Origin of the sequence: Pedobacter kyonggii (genome assembly GCF_004310665.1) — a bacterium.
In the GTDB taxonomy this organism is placed as follows: Bacteria; Bacteroidota; Bacteroidia; order Sphingobacteriales; family Sphingobacteriaceae; genus Pedobacter; species Pedobacter kyonggii.
The window spans coordinates 1-14,595 of record NZ_SIXF01000023.1 but is presented as its reverse complement, the minus strand read 5'-3'; the positions used below and the strand labels follow the sequence as shown (position 1 = coordinate 14,595).

The following is a 14,595-nucleotide window of genomic DNA, read 5'->3' as shown; positions in this document are numbered from 1 at the left end:
TGCCATTTTCAAGATTTTTTATGCTCATCATCCAGTAGAAACAAATCATTGGTTTGATCTGAAAATGAAGCGCTATCTTGTAAATGCTCAGTTCGTTAGTAAAGCGTGTTTTTCTAAAAAAGGCATGCTGTTTCTCTTTTTCTCATTTTTATGTATGGCTGGTTTTAGCCAGGTGAGTGCGCCGCAGAAAAAACTGGATAGCCTTTTAAGTTTAAATCAAAAGAATTTAAAAACAGATTCCACCAAAATCAAAATATTGACGGAAGTTTACCGCCAATACATGAGGATGAAAAATGTAGATAAAGCAGAAGAATATGTGGATAAAACCATTCTGCTTTCGCATGAGAAAAATCAAAAAAAATTCTCTGCAATGGCTTATTACCGTCGAGGCTTGATGTATCACGGTAGGTCTAATTATCAAAAGGCAGAAGAGAACTATCACAATGCAATTGCCGAATTTTCCTCAGTGGGTAATTTAGATATGGTTGCCGGAACTTACCTCAATTTAGGCGCTTTATATGGCAGCATTCCAGATTATGTGAAATCATTGGAAGTTAACCAAAAGGCCATAGCTATCTACGAAAAAATGGGTAACGAAACAGACATGGCAAGTTGTTATACCAATATTTCTACCATTTACCAAAGTTTAGGTAACCAGAGCCAGGCCTTGGTTTATATGAACATGGCGCTAAAAGTATTTGCTAAAGATGGCGAAAATACAAGAGGCGTAGCCGTTGTTTATGGCTTGATTGGTACCAATTATTTCGAGGCTTCAGATCGCGAATTAATGGAGGTGAATGTATTGCCTAACCAGAAAATTAAACTCGCCTTAGCGTATTATAATAAATCGCTGAGGGTATCAGAAGCCATTGGAGATATAGGTTTAATAGCCACTGTTAAGCGAGATCTTGCCGACTTATACAGTTCAATTGGACAAAAGGATGCGGCGTTAAAATCGTATCAAAAATCAGTTGAGTTAAATAAGTCGGGAGATGATAAAGAAGCTTATGCATCAAGTTTATACGCATTGGGGAACTTTTACCAAAAAGAAAATGATTTTGAAAACGCCATCCTATTACTCAATAATAGTTTAAAAATTGCCGAAGAAAACAGATTATTGGATATAGAAAAACAATCTAATTTAGGGTTGAGTACGGTATATAAAAAACAAAAGGACTATAACAAATCGTTAGCCTATTACAGACAGTATATTGCCGTTAGAGATAAAATTTTCGACCAGGAAAAGGAAAAGGAAATTACGAGAAGGCAGATGCAGCTCGATTTTGGTATTAAAGAACGCGATTATTTATTGAAGCAAAAACTTACAGAAGGCGAGTTAAAAAGACAACAACAAGAACTTGAGCTAAAAAGGCAACAGTTAGTGTTGAGTGATAAAGAAAAAGCATTGGATCTCCTGACTTTTCAGAAGGCAAAAGCTGATCTCGATATTCAGCGTTTGGCTCAGGATAGTAAATTTGCTAATGCTAAATTTGAGGCAAAGCTAGCTGCTGGGATAAAGGATAAGCAGATTAGTAAACAGGTACAACAGATTAAATTTGATGAACGTGTAAAATTATTCCTCACCATAGCCACCACACTGATTCTGATTATTGCCGTTGTTATATTTTTTAATCAACGGAAAACAACGAGGCTGAATATAATTATCAATAACCAAAAACGCGAATTAGAGCAGTTAAGTAAGGTTAAAGACCGTATTTTTAGTGTCGTAAGTCACGATATGCGTACCCCTGTAAATTCATTAATATCCTTTATGCAGCTGTTAGAAGGGACGAATATTGAACAAGAGAAATTAAACAGGTATGCTGTGGCACTGAAAAACAACCTCACCTATACTTCTACAATGATGGAGAATCTCCTTAATTGGGCGGCCAGCCAGATGCAGGGTTTTAACCCGTATTTAGAATCGTTGGATATTCGTGAGCTGATTAATGAAGTTATTCTTTCTTTGCAGGATAATGCCAATGAAAAAAGCTTAACTATTCAGAATTTAGTGCCAGCCAAAACATTTTGCAAAGCAGATTCGAATATGTTTATGCTGGTTATTCGAAATATCATCAGTAATGCCATTAAATTTACACCAAATGGTGGTACAATCACAACTAATGCCGCTCATAACGGAAATGTACTGGAGATTAAAATTTCAGATACAGGTATCGGTTTAACGCCTGTACAGGTCGAGCATTTTAATAAGCCAGGCTATTTAGGCGCGGGTATAAGCACATTAGGCACCAATAAAGAAAAAGGTACAGGTTTAGGTTTATTGCTCTGCAGAACCTTTATTAGCATGATGGATGGTAAAATTAGCGCCGATATTAATCCCACAGGCGGAAGTTATTTCAAAATAATCTTGAAAAAATAACTTATTTTAAAAATCTCGAGAGAATTTTCTTGTCAATTGATTTTTCCAATAATTCCTGCCTGTTAGAAGCACTTATCGGAACCAGAAAGTTATGATCTAAATGAACCTCATGATTGGTTAAGGTTACAATGTGGTTTATATTAATAATGTACTGTTTATGTACCCTTGAAAAAATTTTCGAAGGCAGTTGTTTTTCTAAATTTTTTAGGCTTACCAAAATAACATGTTTATCGCTACTGGTAAACAGCTTTGAAAAATCGCCCATACTTTCAATATAAATTACATCATTATACTTCAGCTTGGTTATGCCTTTGGTCTCTCTAAAAAAGAAATAATCGTCGTCTTTTTTATCGTCGTTGTTTAGGTTCTCGACCGGAAGTTTACTTACTTGTTTCCTTAATTCAATATACTCGATCGCTTTGTTGGTGGCTTTTAATATGCGTTCGAACGTTGCAGGCTTAACAATAAAATCCAATGCATCCAGATTAAAGCTTTCTGCCGCGTACTCACTAAATGAAGTGATAAAGATAAATAGCGGTTGTTTTTTCAGGCTTTTTAATAAATCCATACCAGAAAGCTCCGGCATATCAATATCAGAATAAACAATATCCACTGAAGTGGTTGATAAAATTTGCGAAGCTTCTATACCATTACTACAGACAGCGATAATATTTAATGATGGGATTTTTTTTAGATGCATTTCTATGGCATCTCTTTCAATTTCATTATCATCAACAATTAAACAGCTGTATGTCATTTAGGAATGGATTATGTAATTTAGTTAGAGAACACGCATTTTTACTTAATGTTTGTAATTTACGTTAAATGTAGATTATAATACAATCCAGGTATCATTTTGTAGATAAAGGTAACATTAACTTTTATTTTTGGTGTTTCTTTTCACCAGTGTATAATTTCTCGCCAGCTTTTACGGCCACTTGCAGGTCATTTTCTTCTGGCGGCACAGGGCAACGGTATCCGTCACTGTAGGCACAGTAAGGATTGTAGGCCTTATTAAAATCGACTTCAATGTGATTATCTGCAATTTCTTTTGCATCCAGATCAATGTACCTGCCACCGCCATAAGTTTCCTTATTGTTGGTTTCATCAGTAAAGGGCAAAAAGAGATGATCTTTATAAACCGGGTTGGTTGATAAAGAAACACTTTTATATAAAGTCATTTGGATTTTTTTGCCATTGAGAACAAAGTTTACATGTGCATATTTATAGTAATCGCTGCTAGAACCATTAAAAGTAGGCATTTTGAAAACTTTTTCATTCTTCAGTATTTCTATATCGGCCAGGATTTTGTAAGTACTGTCAGCCTCATAAAAATGCAGGTTTTGCAGGTCGTTTTTCCTGAGCGGAGACCGTTCATCTTTAATGAAGTCCTGTTTATAGGTTTCACGATGTTTTGCAATCTGATCAGCATAACTTTGTGCAAAGCTATTCATGCTGATCAATAAAAATAAGAAGGTGATGATTCTCATTAACGAAAATTAAATAATACTTGCTTTGTTTCTTAAAAACTGATCGGCTAAAACCAATGCAGCCATGGCCTCAACAATTACTACTGCTCTGGGTACTACACAAGGATCATGTCGGCCCTTGCCTTTAATCTCCGAAGCTTCACCAGCAGCATTGATGGTTTGTTGATTATGCATAATGGTTGCAACAGGCTTAAAAGCTACTTTGAAGGTAATATCCATCCCGTTAGAAATGCCACCCAAAATGCCGCCGGCATAATTGGTTGTGGTTTTAAAAACTTTCGAATCGGCAGCTTTAGGCTGTGGAATATCATTGTGTTGCGATCCTCTTAATTCACTTCCAGCAAAGCCTGAGCCATATTCGAAGCCATGAACAGCATTAATACTGAGCATAGCTTTACCTAAATCGGCATGTAATTTATCAAAAACAGGTTCACCTAAGCCTGCAGGACAGCCTTTTACTACACAACCTATTTTTCCCCCAACGGTATCGCCATCCTTTCTAACCGAATCAATAAACTCAATCATTTCGTGTGCAGTTGCAGGATCAGCGCAACGCACAATATTTTCTTCTCTAATTTGCAATAAAGCTGATAAATCATTGCTTTCCAAATTGGGGGCTTCTATTGTACCTACTGAAGTTACGTGTGCGAAAATTTCAATGCCCTTTTGCTTTAAAAAAAGCTTTGCAATAGCGCCTGCCGCTACACGAGCAGCAGTTTCGCGCGCAGAAGAGCGACCTCCGCCACGGTGATCGCGGATGCCATATTTTGCATCATAAACATAATCGGCATGGCTGGGACGGTAAACATCAACATTGTGACCGTAATCTTTTGATCGCTGATCCTCGTTCGGAATTAAAAGTGCAATTGGTGTACCTGTACTTTTTCCTTCAAATACACCCGATAAAATCTGAACGGTATCGCTTTCTTTTCTTTGAGTGGTGATTTTGGATTGACCCGGTTTACGTTTGTCAAGTTCTGATTGGATAAAATCCATATCGATATCCAATTTAGCCGGACAGCCATCAATAATTATCCCAATGGCTACGCCATGAGATTCGCCAAAGGTTGTGATGCGAAATAGTTGTCCGAATGAGTTGCCTGCCATTATTTTTGATTGAATTATAGATTGGTTAAATTATTGAATGGATTTTAATACCCATTCTTGATACTTTCTTCTCGCTACTTGATACTAACATCAAACCCAGCCTTCTTCAAATCTTCCCAATAATATGGATAAGATTTTTCTACTACCTGCATTTCTTCAATTTCAACTTCGTTGATCAACAGTGCAAGTGGTGCAAAAGCCATCGCCATACGGTGGTCCTCGTAGGTTGCAAAAGTAACTTTATCTGGAAAGTGGAGGTTGTCTGTATTTAAAGTATAAACAAGATTACTTTCTGTAAAAGTAACGCCTATTTTAGCCAATTCGTTCTGAAGCGCTGCAATACGGTCTGTTTCTTTGATTTTTAAAGTCTCTAAGCCTGTAAAAGCCATGTTTTTGCCCAAAGCTGCTGCAATAACTACAATGGTTTGTGCTAAATCCGGACAGGTTTTTAAATCTAAAACCTCTTTTGTGTCTAAAGAAAGGCCTAAGTTGCTAATGGCAATTCCATTATCGGTTTTGCTGGTAGCAATGCCAAAAATCTTCATGATATTTTTGATCTGGCTATCACCCTGCAAACTTTTTTCTTTTAAAGCAGGTAAACTGATTTCTGCTTCATCAGCCAAAGCTGCAATGCTGTACCAGTACGATGCTGCGCTCCAATCAGGTTCAACTATTAAAGTCCCAGGCGTAAAAGCTTGAGGTTTAATAGAAATCGAATTTCCATTCCAGGAATGCTCAATACCAACTTCCGCAAGCATATCTAAAGTCATATCTACATATGGTTTAGAGGTAAGCTCGCCTTCAATTTCTAAAGTTAAACCCTGAGGTAGGATAGGGGCAATCATCAGCAAGGCCGAAATATATTGACTGCTGATATCGCCTTTAATTTTAACTTCAGCAGTTTTTTGATTCAAAGGGCCAACAATATTCAATGGAGGGAAACCTTCAGCTTCTGCATAAGAAATATCAGCTCCGATGGTTTTTAAAGCCTCTGCCAAGATACCAATGGGGCGCTGTTTCATCCGTTCGGTTCCGGTAAGTAAGAAATTGCCGTTTTTAGCCGAAAGATAAGCCGATAAGAAACGCATAGCGGTTCCTGCAGGGCCAACGTCAACCAGTTCGGAGTTTGCAGTTTTCAGTTTGGAGTCTGCTCCCAACTCACTAGTCTCAACTCCCAACTTGTTTAGGATGCCATTTAAGGTTACCGTATCGGCAGCATTGGAAAGGTTTTCAACTTTAACCAGTTTTTTGCTTAAAGCGCTAATAATTAAAGCCCTGTTGCATTCGCTTTTCGAGCCTGTTAATTGGATTTCCGTATTAATATTCTTGGTTCCTTTAAAAGAAACTAAGGCGTTTTTCGACATTTTATTCTGTTTTTATTCTTAAATGTAAGTGTCAGATAAAACATCTGACACCACAAATATTAAATATTGTCATTGGTTCCTTAGCTACCGTTTTTAAGATTGCTTCGTGCCTCGCAACGACGTTATATTATATAGAGAGGATTTCTTTTTATGGTTTTGGTTTTACCCTCCACCCTAAACCTTTAAACCCTCCACCTTTATTACGCTTTAACTTCAGTATGTTGCTCAGCAGCAATGCCTTGTTCAGCTTTGCCAGCATTCATAATTTCAGTTTGTTTACGGATTGATTCACCGTGCACCAATTCTAAGAATTTCTCGGTAAAGTTTAAGTCTAATTTTAAAGCTTTTGCAAAAGCCTGACCTTTTTGGATGATGGCATCCCAACGGTTAACCTGTAAAATAGTTACCTGGTTATCGCGTTTAAACTCACCGATTTTTGATACGATAGACATACGTTCGCCTAATTTTTGCAATAGGATATCGTCAATTTTATCGATTGACTTACGTAATTCAGCTAATTTATCAGCAGAAGCTTCGTTTGCAACCTCTGGTTCACGAACAGTTAAACGGTCTACCAATTCAGCTAAAGCCGCTGGCGTAACTTGTTGTTTAGCATCTGTCCAGGCAACTGAAGGATCTACGTGAGATTCGATCATTAAACCTTGCATATCTAAATCTAAAGCTTTTTGAGAGATGTAAGGGATTAACTCACGGTTACCACAAATGTGACTTGGATCGTTTATGATCGGTAATTCAGGGCAAAGTGTTTTTAATTGGATAGCAAGTTCCCACATTGGTTCGTTACGGAAAGAACTTTTCTCGAATGATGAAAAACCGCGGTGAATAGCACCGATTTTAGTAATTCCTGCGCCATTGATACGCTCAATTGCACCGATCCATAATTGTAAATCTGGGTTAACTGGGTTTTTGATCAATACCGGAACATCATGGCCTTTCAAAGCATCAGCAATTTCCTGAACAGTGAAAGGATTTACAGTAGAACGTGCACCAATCCAAAGGATATCTACACCAGCTGCTAAAGCCTCTTCAACGTGTTTTGCATTTGCAACCTCTACAGCCGTTGGTAAACCAGTTTCTGCTTTAGCACGTTTTAACCACTCTAAACCGATACTTCCGATACCTTCAAATTCTCCCGGACGGGTACGTGGTTTCCAGATACCAGCTCTCAATACCGATACTTTACCGGTAGCAGCCAATAAGTGCGCTGTAGTTAATAATTGTTCTTCAGTTTCTGCGCTACAAGGACCAGAAATTATTAGTGGTTCGTTGTTTACGTTTAACCAGGTGTTTAATGGTTGGATGTTTAAATTAAGTTTCATGATGATGGGGGGTGTTTAAATTCCGTAGTCCTTTGTCGGAAATCCGGAGTTATATTTTAATTATTTTATATTATGAGTTGATTGTTCTCTTATCTGTCTTCGGACTCCCGACTTCGGACCTCTGACCGTTTATACTTTATCGTTCTTTTGGTACTCTCCCAGGATATTAAAGTTCGATGTATATTTTAATGCCTTTCTAATGGCCTTATCATATTTTTCGGTACTTGGCCATTCTAAGTCGACGTAAAAGTAATACTCGTTTCTTTTACCTAAAACTGGCATAGATTGTATTTTTGTTAAGCTTACATCCTGTTCGGCGAAAATATTTAATACAGTTGCCAATGAGCCTGCTTTGTGTCCAACCTGAAAACAGATTGATGCTTTATTTATTTTCTTTCCTTCGTCTGTTTTATCTTTTTTAAGGATCAGAAAACGGGTGTAGTTTTTCTTGTTCGATTCTACACGGCGTTCTAAAATATTTAAGCCATAAAGTTCTGCAGCTAAGCTGTTTGCAATGGCCATGGTATCGGTTAATGTCTCTTCCTGAATACGTTTTGCACAAGCAGCAGTATCGTTGCTCTCCACGATTTTAATGTGTGGATAATCGTAAAAGAAATCGATACACTGGCGGATGGCGATGGGGTGTGAAGTAACCACTTTAATATCTTCAAACTTTACGCCTGGTAGTGCCATCAAGTGCAATTGGATAGGTAAGTAAACCTCACCTACAACCGAAAAACCAAAATCTCTGATCAGTGTGTAGTTTGGTAATAAACTGCCTGCAATAGAGTTTTCGATAGCCATTACTACGAAATCGGCATCGTTTTTCTCTAGCTTGTCGCAGGTTTCTTTAAAAGAATTACACTCAACAGTTTCAATGTCTTTACCAAAGAATTTGTAGGCGGCCTCCTCGTGGAAAGATGCTTTAATACCCTGAATTGCTACTCGTTTTGTCGTTTCCATTTTTGCGTTAAAACAAAAAAGTCCCGGCTGTTTGCCGGGACTTTTTTATACATTTTAATATTGTTATATATCTTTTTGCATATTAGCCCCGGCTCTCACTAAAATAGTAAAAGTAACCAAAGTAATATGTGTTAAAATTTTTCATCCTTTTTTTGTTGAGCCAAATGTAGCAACAAAATTTAATTTGTCAATAGGAAATTGAAAATATTTTTAATAAAATTTAATTTTGTTAAAAACGGTCTGTTTTATGAATTGGTCTTTTTGTTTCTTGAAACAACCTAAAAACGGATTTTTATATGGTTAGGGTTAGAAATATTGATTAGAGATGATCAGTCGCGCGAGATCGTCATTCCCAACTTGATTGGGAATCTTAATGCAAAAGTATTAAGATTCCCGCCTGCGCGGGAATGACGACTGTACTAATCGAGTACTATCAATAGAAGCGTAATGAAGTACATGCAGACGATGAAACACCTGTTCGCCACAGTCATCGATTCTTCGCTGCGCTGAGAATGACAGCATTTTCGAATATGAAAGCATCATCAGTGTTAATCCGTGTGCATCTGTGTCTAAAAAAAGTAAATGAAATATTAACAAAAAAGGTCTGTGGAGACACAGACCTTTAGATTAAACAAATTAATTTTTTATCCTGTAGAACTTAACTCTCCCCGGTCGTTAAGTCCTTTTACTTTATCCTGTTGTAATGCTTCATACCTTTTCCCTTCCTCTTCGCGCAATTCTTGTTGCATAATTTTAGCAATTTTAGTGCTTCCGTCATGGCTCCATCCCGGCGGATTAAAAATGTATTTCACTTTATCCATAAAAGTTGGTGCCTTTTTAACATCGGCGCTCAATGCAATAAACTCATGGAAAATAATGTTAACCGCACCAGTATCTTTAGGTTGAGTAGTTAAGCCATATTTAACAACATCTTCTGGTAACTCCTCTTGAAAAGTACCGAACCATCTATCCCAAAGGATTAAAACCATACCCATATTTTTGTCTAGGTAACGTATATTGCTGGCATGGTGCACGCGATGGTGTGATGGCGTTACGAAAATATATGCGTACCATTTTGGAAGCTTAATGTTGTACTGTGTGTGCACCAGGTTGCCGTAAATTTGGGTTACCAGGTAAGCAAAAAGGATATCAACAGCGGTGAAACCCATAAATGCTAAGGGTAGATAGAAGAAAACACGGTACAGTGGCTCGAAAACGGTTGAACGGAAACCAGTGGTTAAGTTAAAGTGTTCAGATGAGTGATGTGTAACGTGCATCGCCCAGAAAAAGCGTACATAATGACCAACTGTATGCAAAAACCAATACAGGAAATCTTGCGCTAAAATCAAAACAAACCAATAAAGCCAAATATTAGGAATTTGAAATAAACGGAATTGATAACAATACTGCAGTAGAAAAAAAGTGCCTGTTTTGGTTGCTAAATTAATCACAATAGCAGCCGTCATCAGGTAGATATTGGTCCACGTATCGCGTTTGGTATATAATTTTCTATCGTGGGCATAGCTGAAATACATTTCAACCAAGGTTAAAACGATTACGAAACCAAATAGGCCTATAACAGAAATATCACTTCCGGTAAAATTCATTTTATAAACTATTGTAATAATCTAAACTGCTCAAAATATCGGCGGTACTTACATGGCAGTTAAACGTGCATTTGCCTGTTGTTTCTAAAAGTGAAAAGAGAATGTTTCCATCTTCATTCTTTTTATCACTTTGCATCAGTTCTAAAAGTGTATCGAAACTTTCTTTTTTAATGTGGTATTTAGGGTATAAGGATAAAATATACCCACTAATATCCTTCAATTCCTCCTGAGTTAACGTACTGTTTTTGATTGATAAAGCAGCCTCACAAACAAAACCGATGGCAATGGCTTCACCATGTGTTAACGGATTTTCGTCATTTGCCAAAGAATAACCCTCTACAGCATGTCCAATGGTGTGCCCGAAGTTTAAAATCTTACGCAGGTTTTTCTCATGCGGATCAATCGTAACCACCTCGTTTTTAATTTCTACTGACCGGTAAATATCTTGTGCCGAAGGGGTTAAGTAATTGCTTCCTTTTAATTTTTCGTAATATGGCTTGTCATAAATCAAGCCGTGTTTAATCATTTCGGCAAAGCCCGATAAAAGCTCGCGCTGTGGCAATGTTTTTAAAAATGCAGTTTCGATAAAAACCATTTGCGGTAAGGTAAAGGTGCCTACCATGTTTTTTACATTGTCGATATCGATCCCTGTTTTGCCCCCTACCGAAGCATCAACCTGCGATAAAAGGGTAGTGGGTACATTGATAAAATCGATTCCTCTTTTATAGGTAGAGGCAATAAATCCGCCCATATCGGTAATTACACCGCCACCTAAATTGATCATTAAACTTTTGCGGTCTGCTTCAAAATCCAAAAGCGTCTTCCAGATTCCGATACAAAAATCAATGTTTTTGTTTTCTTCGCCTGCCGAAGTTTCGATCAGGTCAAATTCAGAAAAATCATCTAAAAGCGATTGAAAAAGCGGTAAACAGATTTCGCTGGTATGTTCATCTGCAAGTACAAAAACTTTACTGTATTTGTTGCTTTCTAAAAGTGTTTTTAGCGCTGCTAAATTACTTTCGAAATATAGGGTGTGACCTGCACTGGTTAGTGGTTCCATTAAATAACTTCTATTTTGTTTTCTCCAAAAGTAATAATATCGCCAACCCTAACCTTATAACGTTTGCGGAATTCGACCTCGCCGTTAGCTTTTACTAAACCATCCTCAACAACGGTTTGGGCATCACCGCCACTCCCAACCAATCCGCTTGCTTTTAACAGTTGGATTAATGGAATAAATTCGCCCTCTAATTTGAATTGTATCATTTTGTGCAAAAATACGATTATTTGGAGTTTTTTAGTTTTAACAACCAATGCTTTTTATAATTTTGCACCAATCTGACTTATTAATAGATAAAAATGGATTTATCCCCCAACAAACAACCAAATTTCGACAATACGGAAATTGCTTTCCGTCAAAAATCTAACAACGAACTAAAAAAAGCATATTGGCTTTTTAAAATGATTGGCAGTAATTTCCTTACCAAAGTTGGTCCTGCCATTACCAATTTCTTTTTAAATATCGGTTTACCAATCCAGGGCGCAATAAAAGCGACTATATTTCAGCAGTTTTGTGGTGGAGAAACCATTGCAGAGTGTGATAAAACCATTGCGCAATTGAATAAAGGCGGAGTGGGTACCATTTTAGATTATTCGGTTGAAGGCGAAGAAGAGGAGCATGTTTTTGATGAAACCTGTGCAGAGATTATCCGTACGATTGTCCGCGCGGATGGTGATACCAAAATTCCGATCACAGTTTTCAAAATTACCGGAATTGGTCGTTTTGCCTTATTGCAGAAGCTGGATGCTAAAGAAACTTTAAATGATGCAGAAAAGGCAGAATACGAAAAAGTAAAACTGCGTTGCGAAATGATCTGTAAAACTGCTTTCGATAAAGGTGTGCCGATTATGATCGATGCAGAAGAAACCTGGATTCAGAATACCATTGATGAACTGGCCTTGGATATGATGCGTAAATTTAACCGCGAACGTATTATTGTTTACAATACCTACCAAATGTACCGCCATGATAAACTGGCCGATATGAAAGCCGACCATTTAATTGCCAAAGCTGATGGCTTTATTCTGGGTGTGAAAATGGTTCGTGGTGCCTATATGGAAAAAGAACGTAAACGTGCCGCAGAAATGGGTTATCCTTCGCCAATTCAGCCAGATAAAGCAGCATCTGACCACGATTATAATGAATCTTTACGTTATTGTGTAGATCATATTGAAGAAATTGCCATTGTTGCCGGAACGCACAATGAAGATAGCAGCCGTTTATTGACTTATCTTTTAGAGGAAAAAAATATTAAGCACAATCACCCTCACGTATATTTTGCCCAGTTGCTAGGGATGAGTGATAACTTAAGTTTTAATCTTGCCGATTCGAATTATAATGTAGCAAAATATGTTCCTTACGGTCCTATTAAAGCGGTAATGCCTTATCTGTTCAGAAGAGCACAAGAAAATACATCAGTTGCCGGGCAAACAGGCCGTGAGCTGGGTTTGATTGAAAGAGAATTAAAAAGAAGGAAGCTGTAGCTCAGTTTTTGGTTAATCTTAATATCGTCATTTCGAGCGGAGTACAACGCAGTCGAGAACCCGAAGGCTCAGCGAAGCTAAATCAGTCTAGATATCTCTACTACACTTCATTCGAGATGACGATTTTTCTTCTCGTATCGTCATGCTGAATTTAGTTCAGCATCTTATAATTGGTTCATTATTTTTGGAAATGAGCATACAGTAGTGCTTCGGAACATGCAACCTCGCTTTGCGCTGTATCCTCAATGATCCCGATGTAAAATCGGGAGGGGGATGCCGCTTCATCGATAGCTATCGGATCGAGTTTAGGTTGAGCGGTAGTTTTTTAAACCAAGAAAAATTATTTCTTCACTACAAAAGATTGTTTCCCGGTTAAGAGGTCGTAGAACAATATAAAATCGCTTACTAAACTATAACCCGGGTATTGAAAAGTTGCGGGTTTATTTTTTTCGAAGAAAAAGTGACCAACCCATGCAAAGCCATATCCAAGTACTGGAATAGCCAAAAAGAAATGCCAGTTGTGAAACAAAAATCCTGTAAAAAAAGCAAGACAGACCAAGCCCGTACCAATAAAATGTAAAATACGCGATGTAGTATTGGTGTGTTCTGACAAGTAAAAAGGGTAGAACTCTTTTAGCGACTTAAACTTTTTTTCTGACATACACTAATTTACAAAATTCCGTTTGCTTTTAAAAAAGATTCCAGTTGAGCAGGTTTTTCTGTCATTAATAAGGTATTTAAACCTACTTTTTTTGCGCCTTCAATGTGTTGTGGACTATCATCAATAAATAAAGTTTCGGTGGGGTCTAAATTATTGTCTTTTAATACCTGTTCAAAAATATTGGTGTTGGGTTTACGCAGTTTCATGTGCTGAGAAAAATAGGCTTTCTCAAAATAAGCGTCGTAATTATTGATTTCGAAAGTGGTTTTCAGGTAGTTGGTAATCCAATCGTAATGGATTTCGTTATTGTTGCTCAGCAAAAATGTACGGTATTTTTCTTTTACCCGAAGCAGTAAATCGTGGTTTTCCTGAATGGTGCCAATCAATAGGCTGTTCCATGCATTATCAATCTGTTTATCGGTTAAGTCTGGTTTGCCCGCTGCCTTTCTAATTCCTGTCCTAAATTGGGCAGGAGAAATTGCCCCTGTTTCAAAGTCATCAAATAATTGATTGTGTGCTTTATGGGCAAAGAAGCTTTCGATGTCGGTAATGCCTAGCTTTTGAAAAGATGCTTGCGCAATGCTGAAATCGATATCAAATATTACGTTTCCGTAATCGAAAATAATGTTTTTAATGTTTTGCATGGAAATCCTTTAGCAATTTGCTGCAAAGATATTATTGCTGATTTAATGAAGGGTATTTAACGGCGTTTTTTTTACAATAAAAAAACCGAAGTACTTAATTGGAGAGTAATACTTTGTAGATGCGTCATTCCCAACTTGATTGGGAATCTTAATGCTTTAGCAGTATTTTCTATTTGCATTAAGATTCCCGCCTTCGCCTATCGTGTGGACACATCTCTGTGGATATCCCAGCCCTGCATTGATGCTTTAAAATACTTGATGCCTATCCAAAGGGTTGTAATTCCTGGGTGTCTTTTACTTTCGTAGCCTTTCCATCCCCCAAGTCTGGCTATTGCCCATACATACCTCTTTAGGTCTTTTGCCTGATATGGGTTTTTCTGCTTTTGGGTTTTCCCTTCAAGACGGATTATCCGATGATCAAGAAACTCCTGTTCCTGTGCCGTAAAACAGGAATCTGCTGAGAGTTCTATCTCAGGCTCTGCATAGGAGAGTCTC

At 37.6% G+C, this 14,595-nt stretch carries 13 protein-coding genes and 1 pseudogene; 2 read left to right on the top strand and 12 right to left on the bottom strand.

Annotation, left to right across the window (positions count from 1 at the left end; all coding sequences use genetic code 11):
- Positions 1 to 64 precede the first annotated feature (64 nt).
- Positions 65 to 2,380: a tetratricopeptide repeat-containing sensor histidine kinase gene (locus EYS08_RS18790; RefSeq protein ID WP_131031562.1), complete on the top strand. Its 2,316-nt coding sequence runs from the start codon at positions 65 to 67 to the stop codon at positions 2,378 to 2,380.
- A gap of 1 nt (position 2,381) precedes the next feature.
- On the opposite strand, the gene EYS08_RS18785 is transcribed toward EYS08_RS18790, so the two are convergent.
- The 9 genes from EYS08_RS18785 to EYS08_RS18745 all read right to left on the bottom strand — a co-directional run bounded on the left by EYS08_RS18785 (position 2,382) and on the right by EYS08_RS18745 (position 11,517).
- Positions 2,382 to 3,137 (bottom strand): LytR/AlgR family response regulator transcription factor, encoded by a 756-nt coding sequence (locus EYS08_RS18785; protein WP_131031561.1) that lies wholly within the window; start codon positions 3,135 to 3,137, stop codon positions 2,382 to 2,384.
- A 124-nt stretch (positions 3,138 to 3,261) separates the two neighbouring features.
- Complete coding sequence (locus tag EYS08_RS18780) at positions 3,262 to 3,870, bottom strand: DUF1684 domain-containing protein (RefSeq protein ID WP_131031560.1); 609 nt, start codon at positions 3,868 to 3,870, stop codon at positions 3,262 to 3,264.
- Between the two features lie 9 nt (positions 3,871 to 3,879).
- Positions 3,880 to 4,977, bottom strand: coding sequence for a chorismate synthase (gene aroC, locus EYS08_RS18775; RefSeq protein ID WP_131031559.1), 1,098 nt, complete (start codon positions 4,975 to 4,977; stop codon positions 3,880 to 3,882).
- A 74-nt stretch (positions 4,978 to 5,051) separates the two neighbouring features.
- Positions 5,052 to 6,341: a 3-phosphoshikimate 1-carboxyvinyltransferase gene (aroA, locus tag EYS08_RS18770; RefSeq protein ID WP_131031558.1), complete on the bottom strand. Its 1,290-nt coding sequence runs from the start codon at positions 6,339 to 6,341 to the stop codon at positions 5,052 to 5,054.
- A 200-nt stretch (positions 6,342 to 6,541) separates the two neighbouring features.
- Entirely contained in the window at positions 6,542 to 7,681 is a 1,140-nt protein-coding gene (locus tag EYS08_RS18765; protein WP_131031557.1) for a chorismate mutase, read from the bottom strand.
- 129 nt (positions 7,682 to 7,810) lie between these two features.
- Complete coding sequence (locus EYS08_RS18760) at positions 7,811 to 8,644, bottom strand: prephenate dehydratase (protein ID WP_131031556.1); 834 nt, start codon at positions 8,642 to 8,644, stop codon at positions 7,811 to 7,813.
- Positions 8,645 to 9,288: 644 nt separating this feature from the next.
- Positions 9,289 to 10,251, bottom strand: coding sequence for a sterol desaturase family protein (locus EYS08_RS18755; RefSeq protein WP_131031555.1), 963 nt, complete (start codon positions 10,249 to 10,251; stop codon positions 9,289 to 9,291).
- A 1-nt stretch (position 10,252) separates the two neighbouring features.
- Positions 10,253 to 11,311 (bottom strand): 3-dehydroquinate synthase, encoded by a 1,059-nt coding sequence (gene aroB, locus EYS08_RS18750; RefSeq protein WP_131031554.1) that lies wholly within the window; start codon positions 11,309 to 11,311, stop codon positions 10,253 to 10,255.
- On the bottom strand, positions 11,311 to 11,517 hold the full coding sequence (locus tag EYS08_RS18745; RefSeq protein WP_131031553.1) for an RNA-binding S4 domain-containing protein: 207 nt from the start codon (positions 11,515 to 11,517) through the stop codon (positions 11,311 to 11,313). The genes aroB and EYS08_RS18745 overlap by 1 nt, the downstream gene beginning before the upstream one ends.
- Before the next feature lie 93 nt (positions 11,518 to 11,610).
- Here EYS08_RS18745 and EYS08_RS18740 point away from each other — a divergent pair, with 93 nt between their 5' ends.
- Positions 11,611 to 12,795: a proline dehydrogenase family protein gene (locus EYS08_RS18740; RefSeq protein WP_131031552.1), complete on the top strand. Its 1,185-nt coding sequence runs from the start codon at positions 11,611 to 11,613 to the stop codon at positions 12,793 to 12,795.
- Positions 12,796 to 13,135: 340 nt separating this feature from the next.
- On the opposite strand, the gene EYS08_RS18735 is transcribed toward EYS08_RS18740, so the two are convergent.
- The 3 genes and pseudogenes from EYS08_RS18735 to EYS08_RS25835 form a co-directional block, all read right to left on the bottom strand.
- The gene (locus EYS08_RS18735) at positions 13,136 to 13,456 is read right to left on the bottom strand and encodes a DUF962 domain-containing protein (RefSeq protein ID WP_029279495.1); all 321 of its coding nucleotides are present in this window, start codon (positions 13,454 to 13,456) and stop codon (positions 13,136 to 13,138) included.
- Between the two features lie 8 nt (positions 13,457 to 13,464).
- A complete protein-coding gene (locus EYS08_RS18730; RefSeq protein ID WP_131031551.1) occupies positions 13,465 to 14,100 on the bottom strand; it encodes an HAD family hydrolase in 636 nt (211 codons plus the stop codon).
- Positions 14,101 to 14,297: 197 nt separating this feature from the next.
- Positions 14,298 to 14,595, bottom strand: a pseudogene (locus EYS08_RS25835) (hypothetical protein); the annotation flags it as partial.

Excerpts from the sequence above, each read along its gene's own strand:
- aroB (WP_131031554.1), bottom strand. The coding sequence starts at position 11,311 with ATGGAACCACTAACCAGTGCAGGTCACACCCTATATTTCGAAAGTAAT.
- aroC (WP_131031559.1), bottom strand. The coding sequence starts at position 4,977 with ATGGCAGGCAACTCATTCGGACAACTATTTCGCATCACAACCTTTGGC.
- EYS08_RS18740 (WP_131031552.1), top strand. The coding sequence starts at position 11,611 with ATGGATTTATCCCCCAACAAACAACCAAATTTCGACAATACGGAAATT.
- EYS08_RS18755 (WP_131031555.1), bottom strand. The coding sequence starts at position 10,251 with ATGAATTTTACCGGAAGTGATATTTCTGTTATAGGCCTATTTGGTTTC.
- EYS08_RS18760 (WP_131031556.1), bottom strand. The coding sequence starts at position 8,644 with ATGGAAACGACAAAACGAGTAGCAATTCAGGGTATTAAAGCATCTTTC.
- EYS08_RS18765 (WP_131031557.1), bottom strand. The coding sequence starts at position 7,681 with ATGAAACTTAATTTAAACATCCAACCATTAAACACCTGGTTAAACGTA.
- EYS08_RS18785 (WP_131031561.1), bottom strand. The coding sequence starts at position 3,137 with ATGACATACAGCTGTTTAATTGTTGATGATAATGAAATTGAAAGAGAT.
- EYS08_RS18745 (WP_131031553.1), bottom strand. The coding sequence starts at position 11,517 with ATGATACAATTCAAATTAGAGGGCGAATTTATTCCATTAATCCAACTG.
- EYS08_RS18790 (WP_131031562.1), top strand. The coding sequence starts at position 65 with ATGAAGCGCTATCTTGTAAATGCTCAGTTCGTTAGTAAAGCGTGTTTT.
- aroA (WP_131031558.1), bottom strand. The coding sequence starts at position 6,341 with ATGTCGAAAAACGCCTTAGTTTCTTTTAAAGGAACCAAGAATATTAAT.
- EYS08_RS18735 (WP_029279495.1), bottom strand. The coding sequence starts at position 13,456 with ATGTCAGAAAAAAAGTTTAAGTCGCTAAAAGAGTTCTACCCTTTTTAC.
- EYS08_RS18730 (WP_131031551.1), bottom strand. The coding sequence starts at position 14,100 with ATGCAAAACATTAAAAACATTATTTTCGATTACGGAAACGTAATATTT.
- EYS08_RS18780 (WP_131031560.1), bottom strand. The coding sequence starts at position 3,870 with ATGAGAATCATCACCTTCTTATTTTTATTGATCAGCATGAATAGCTTT.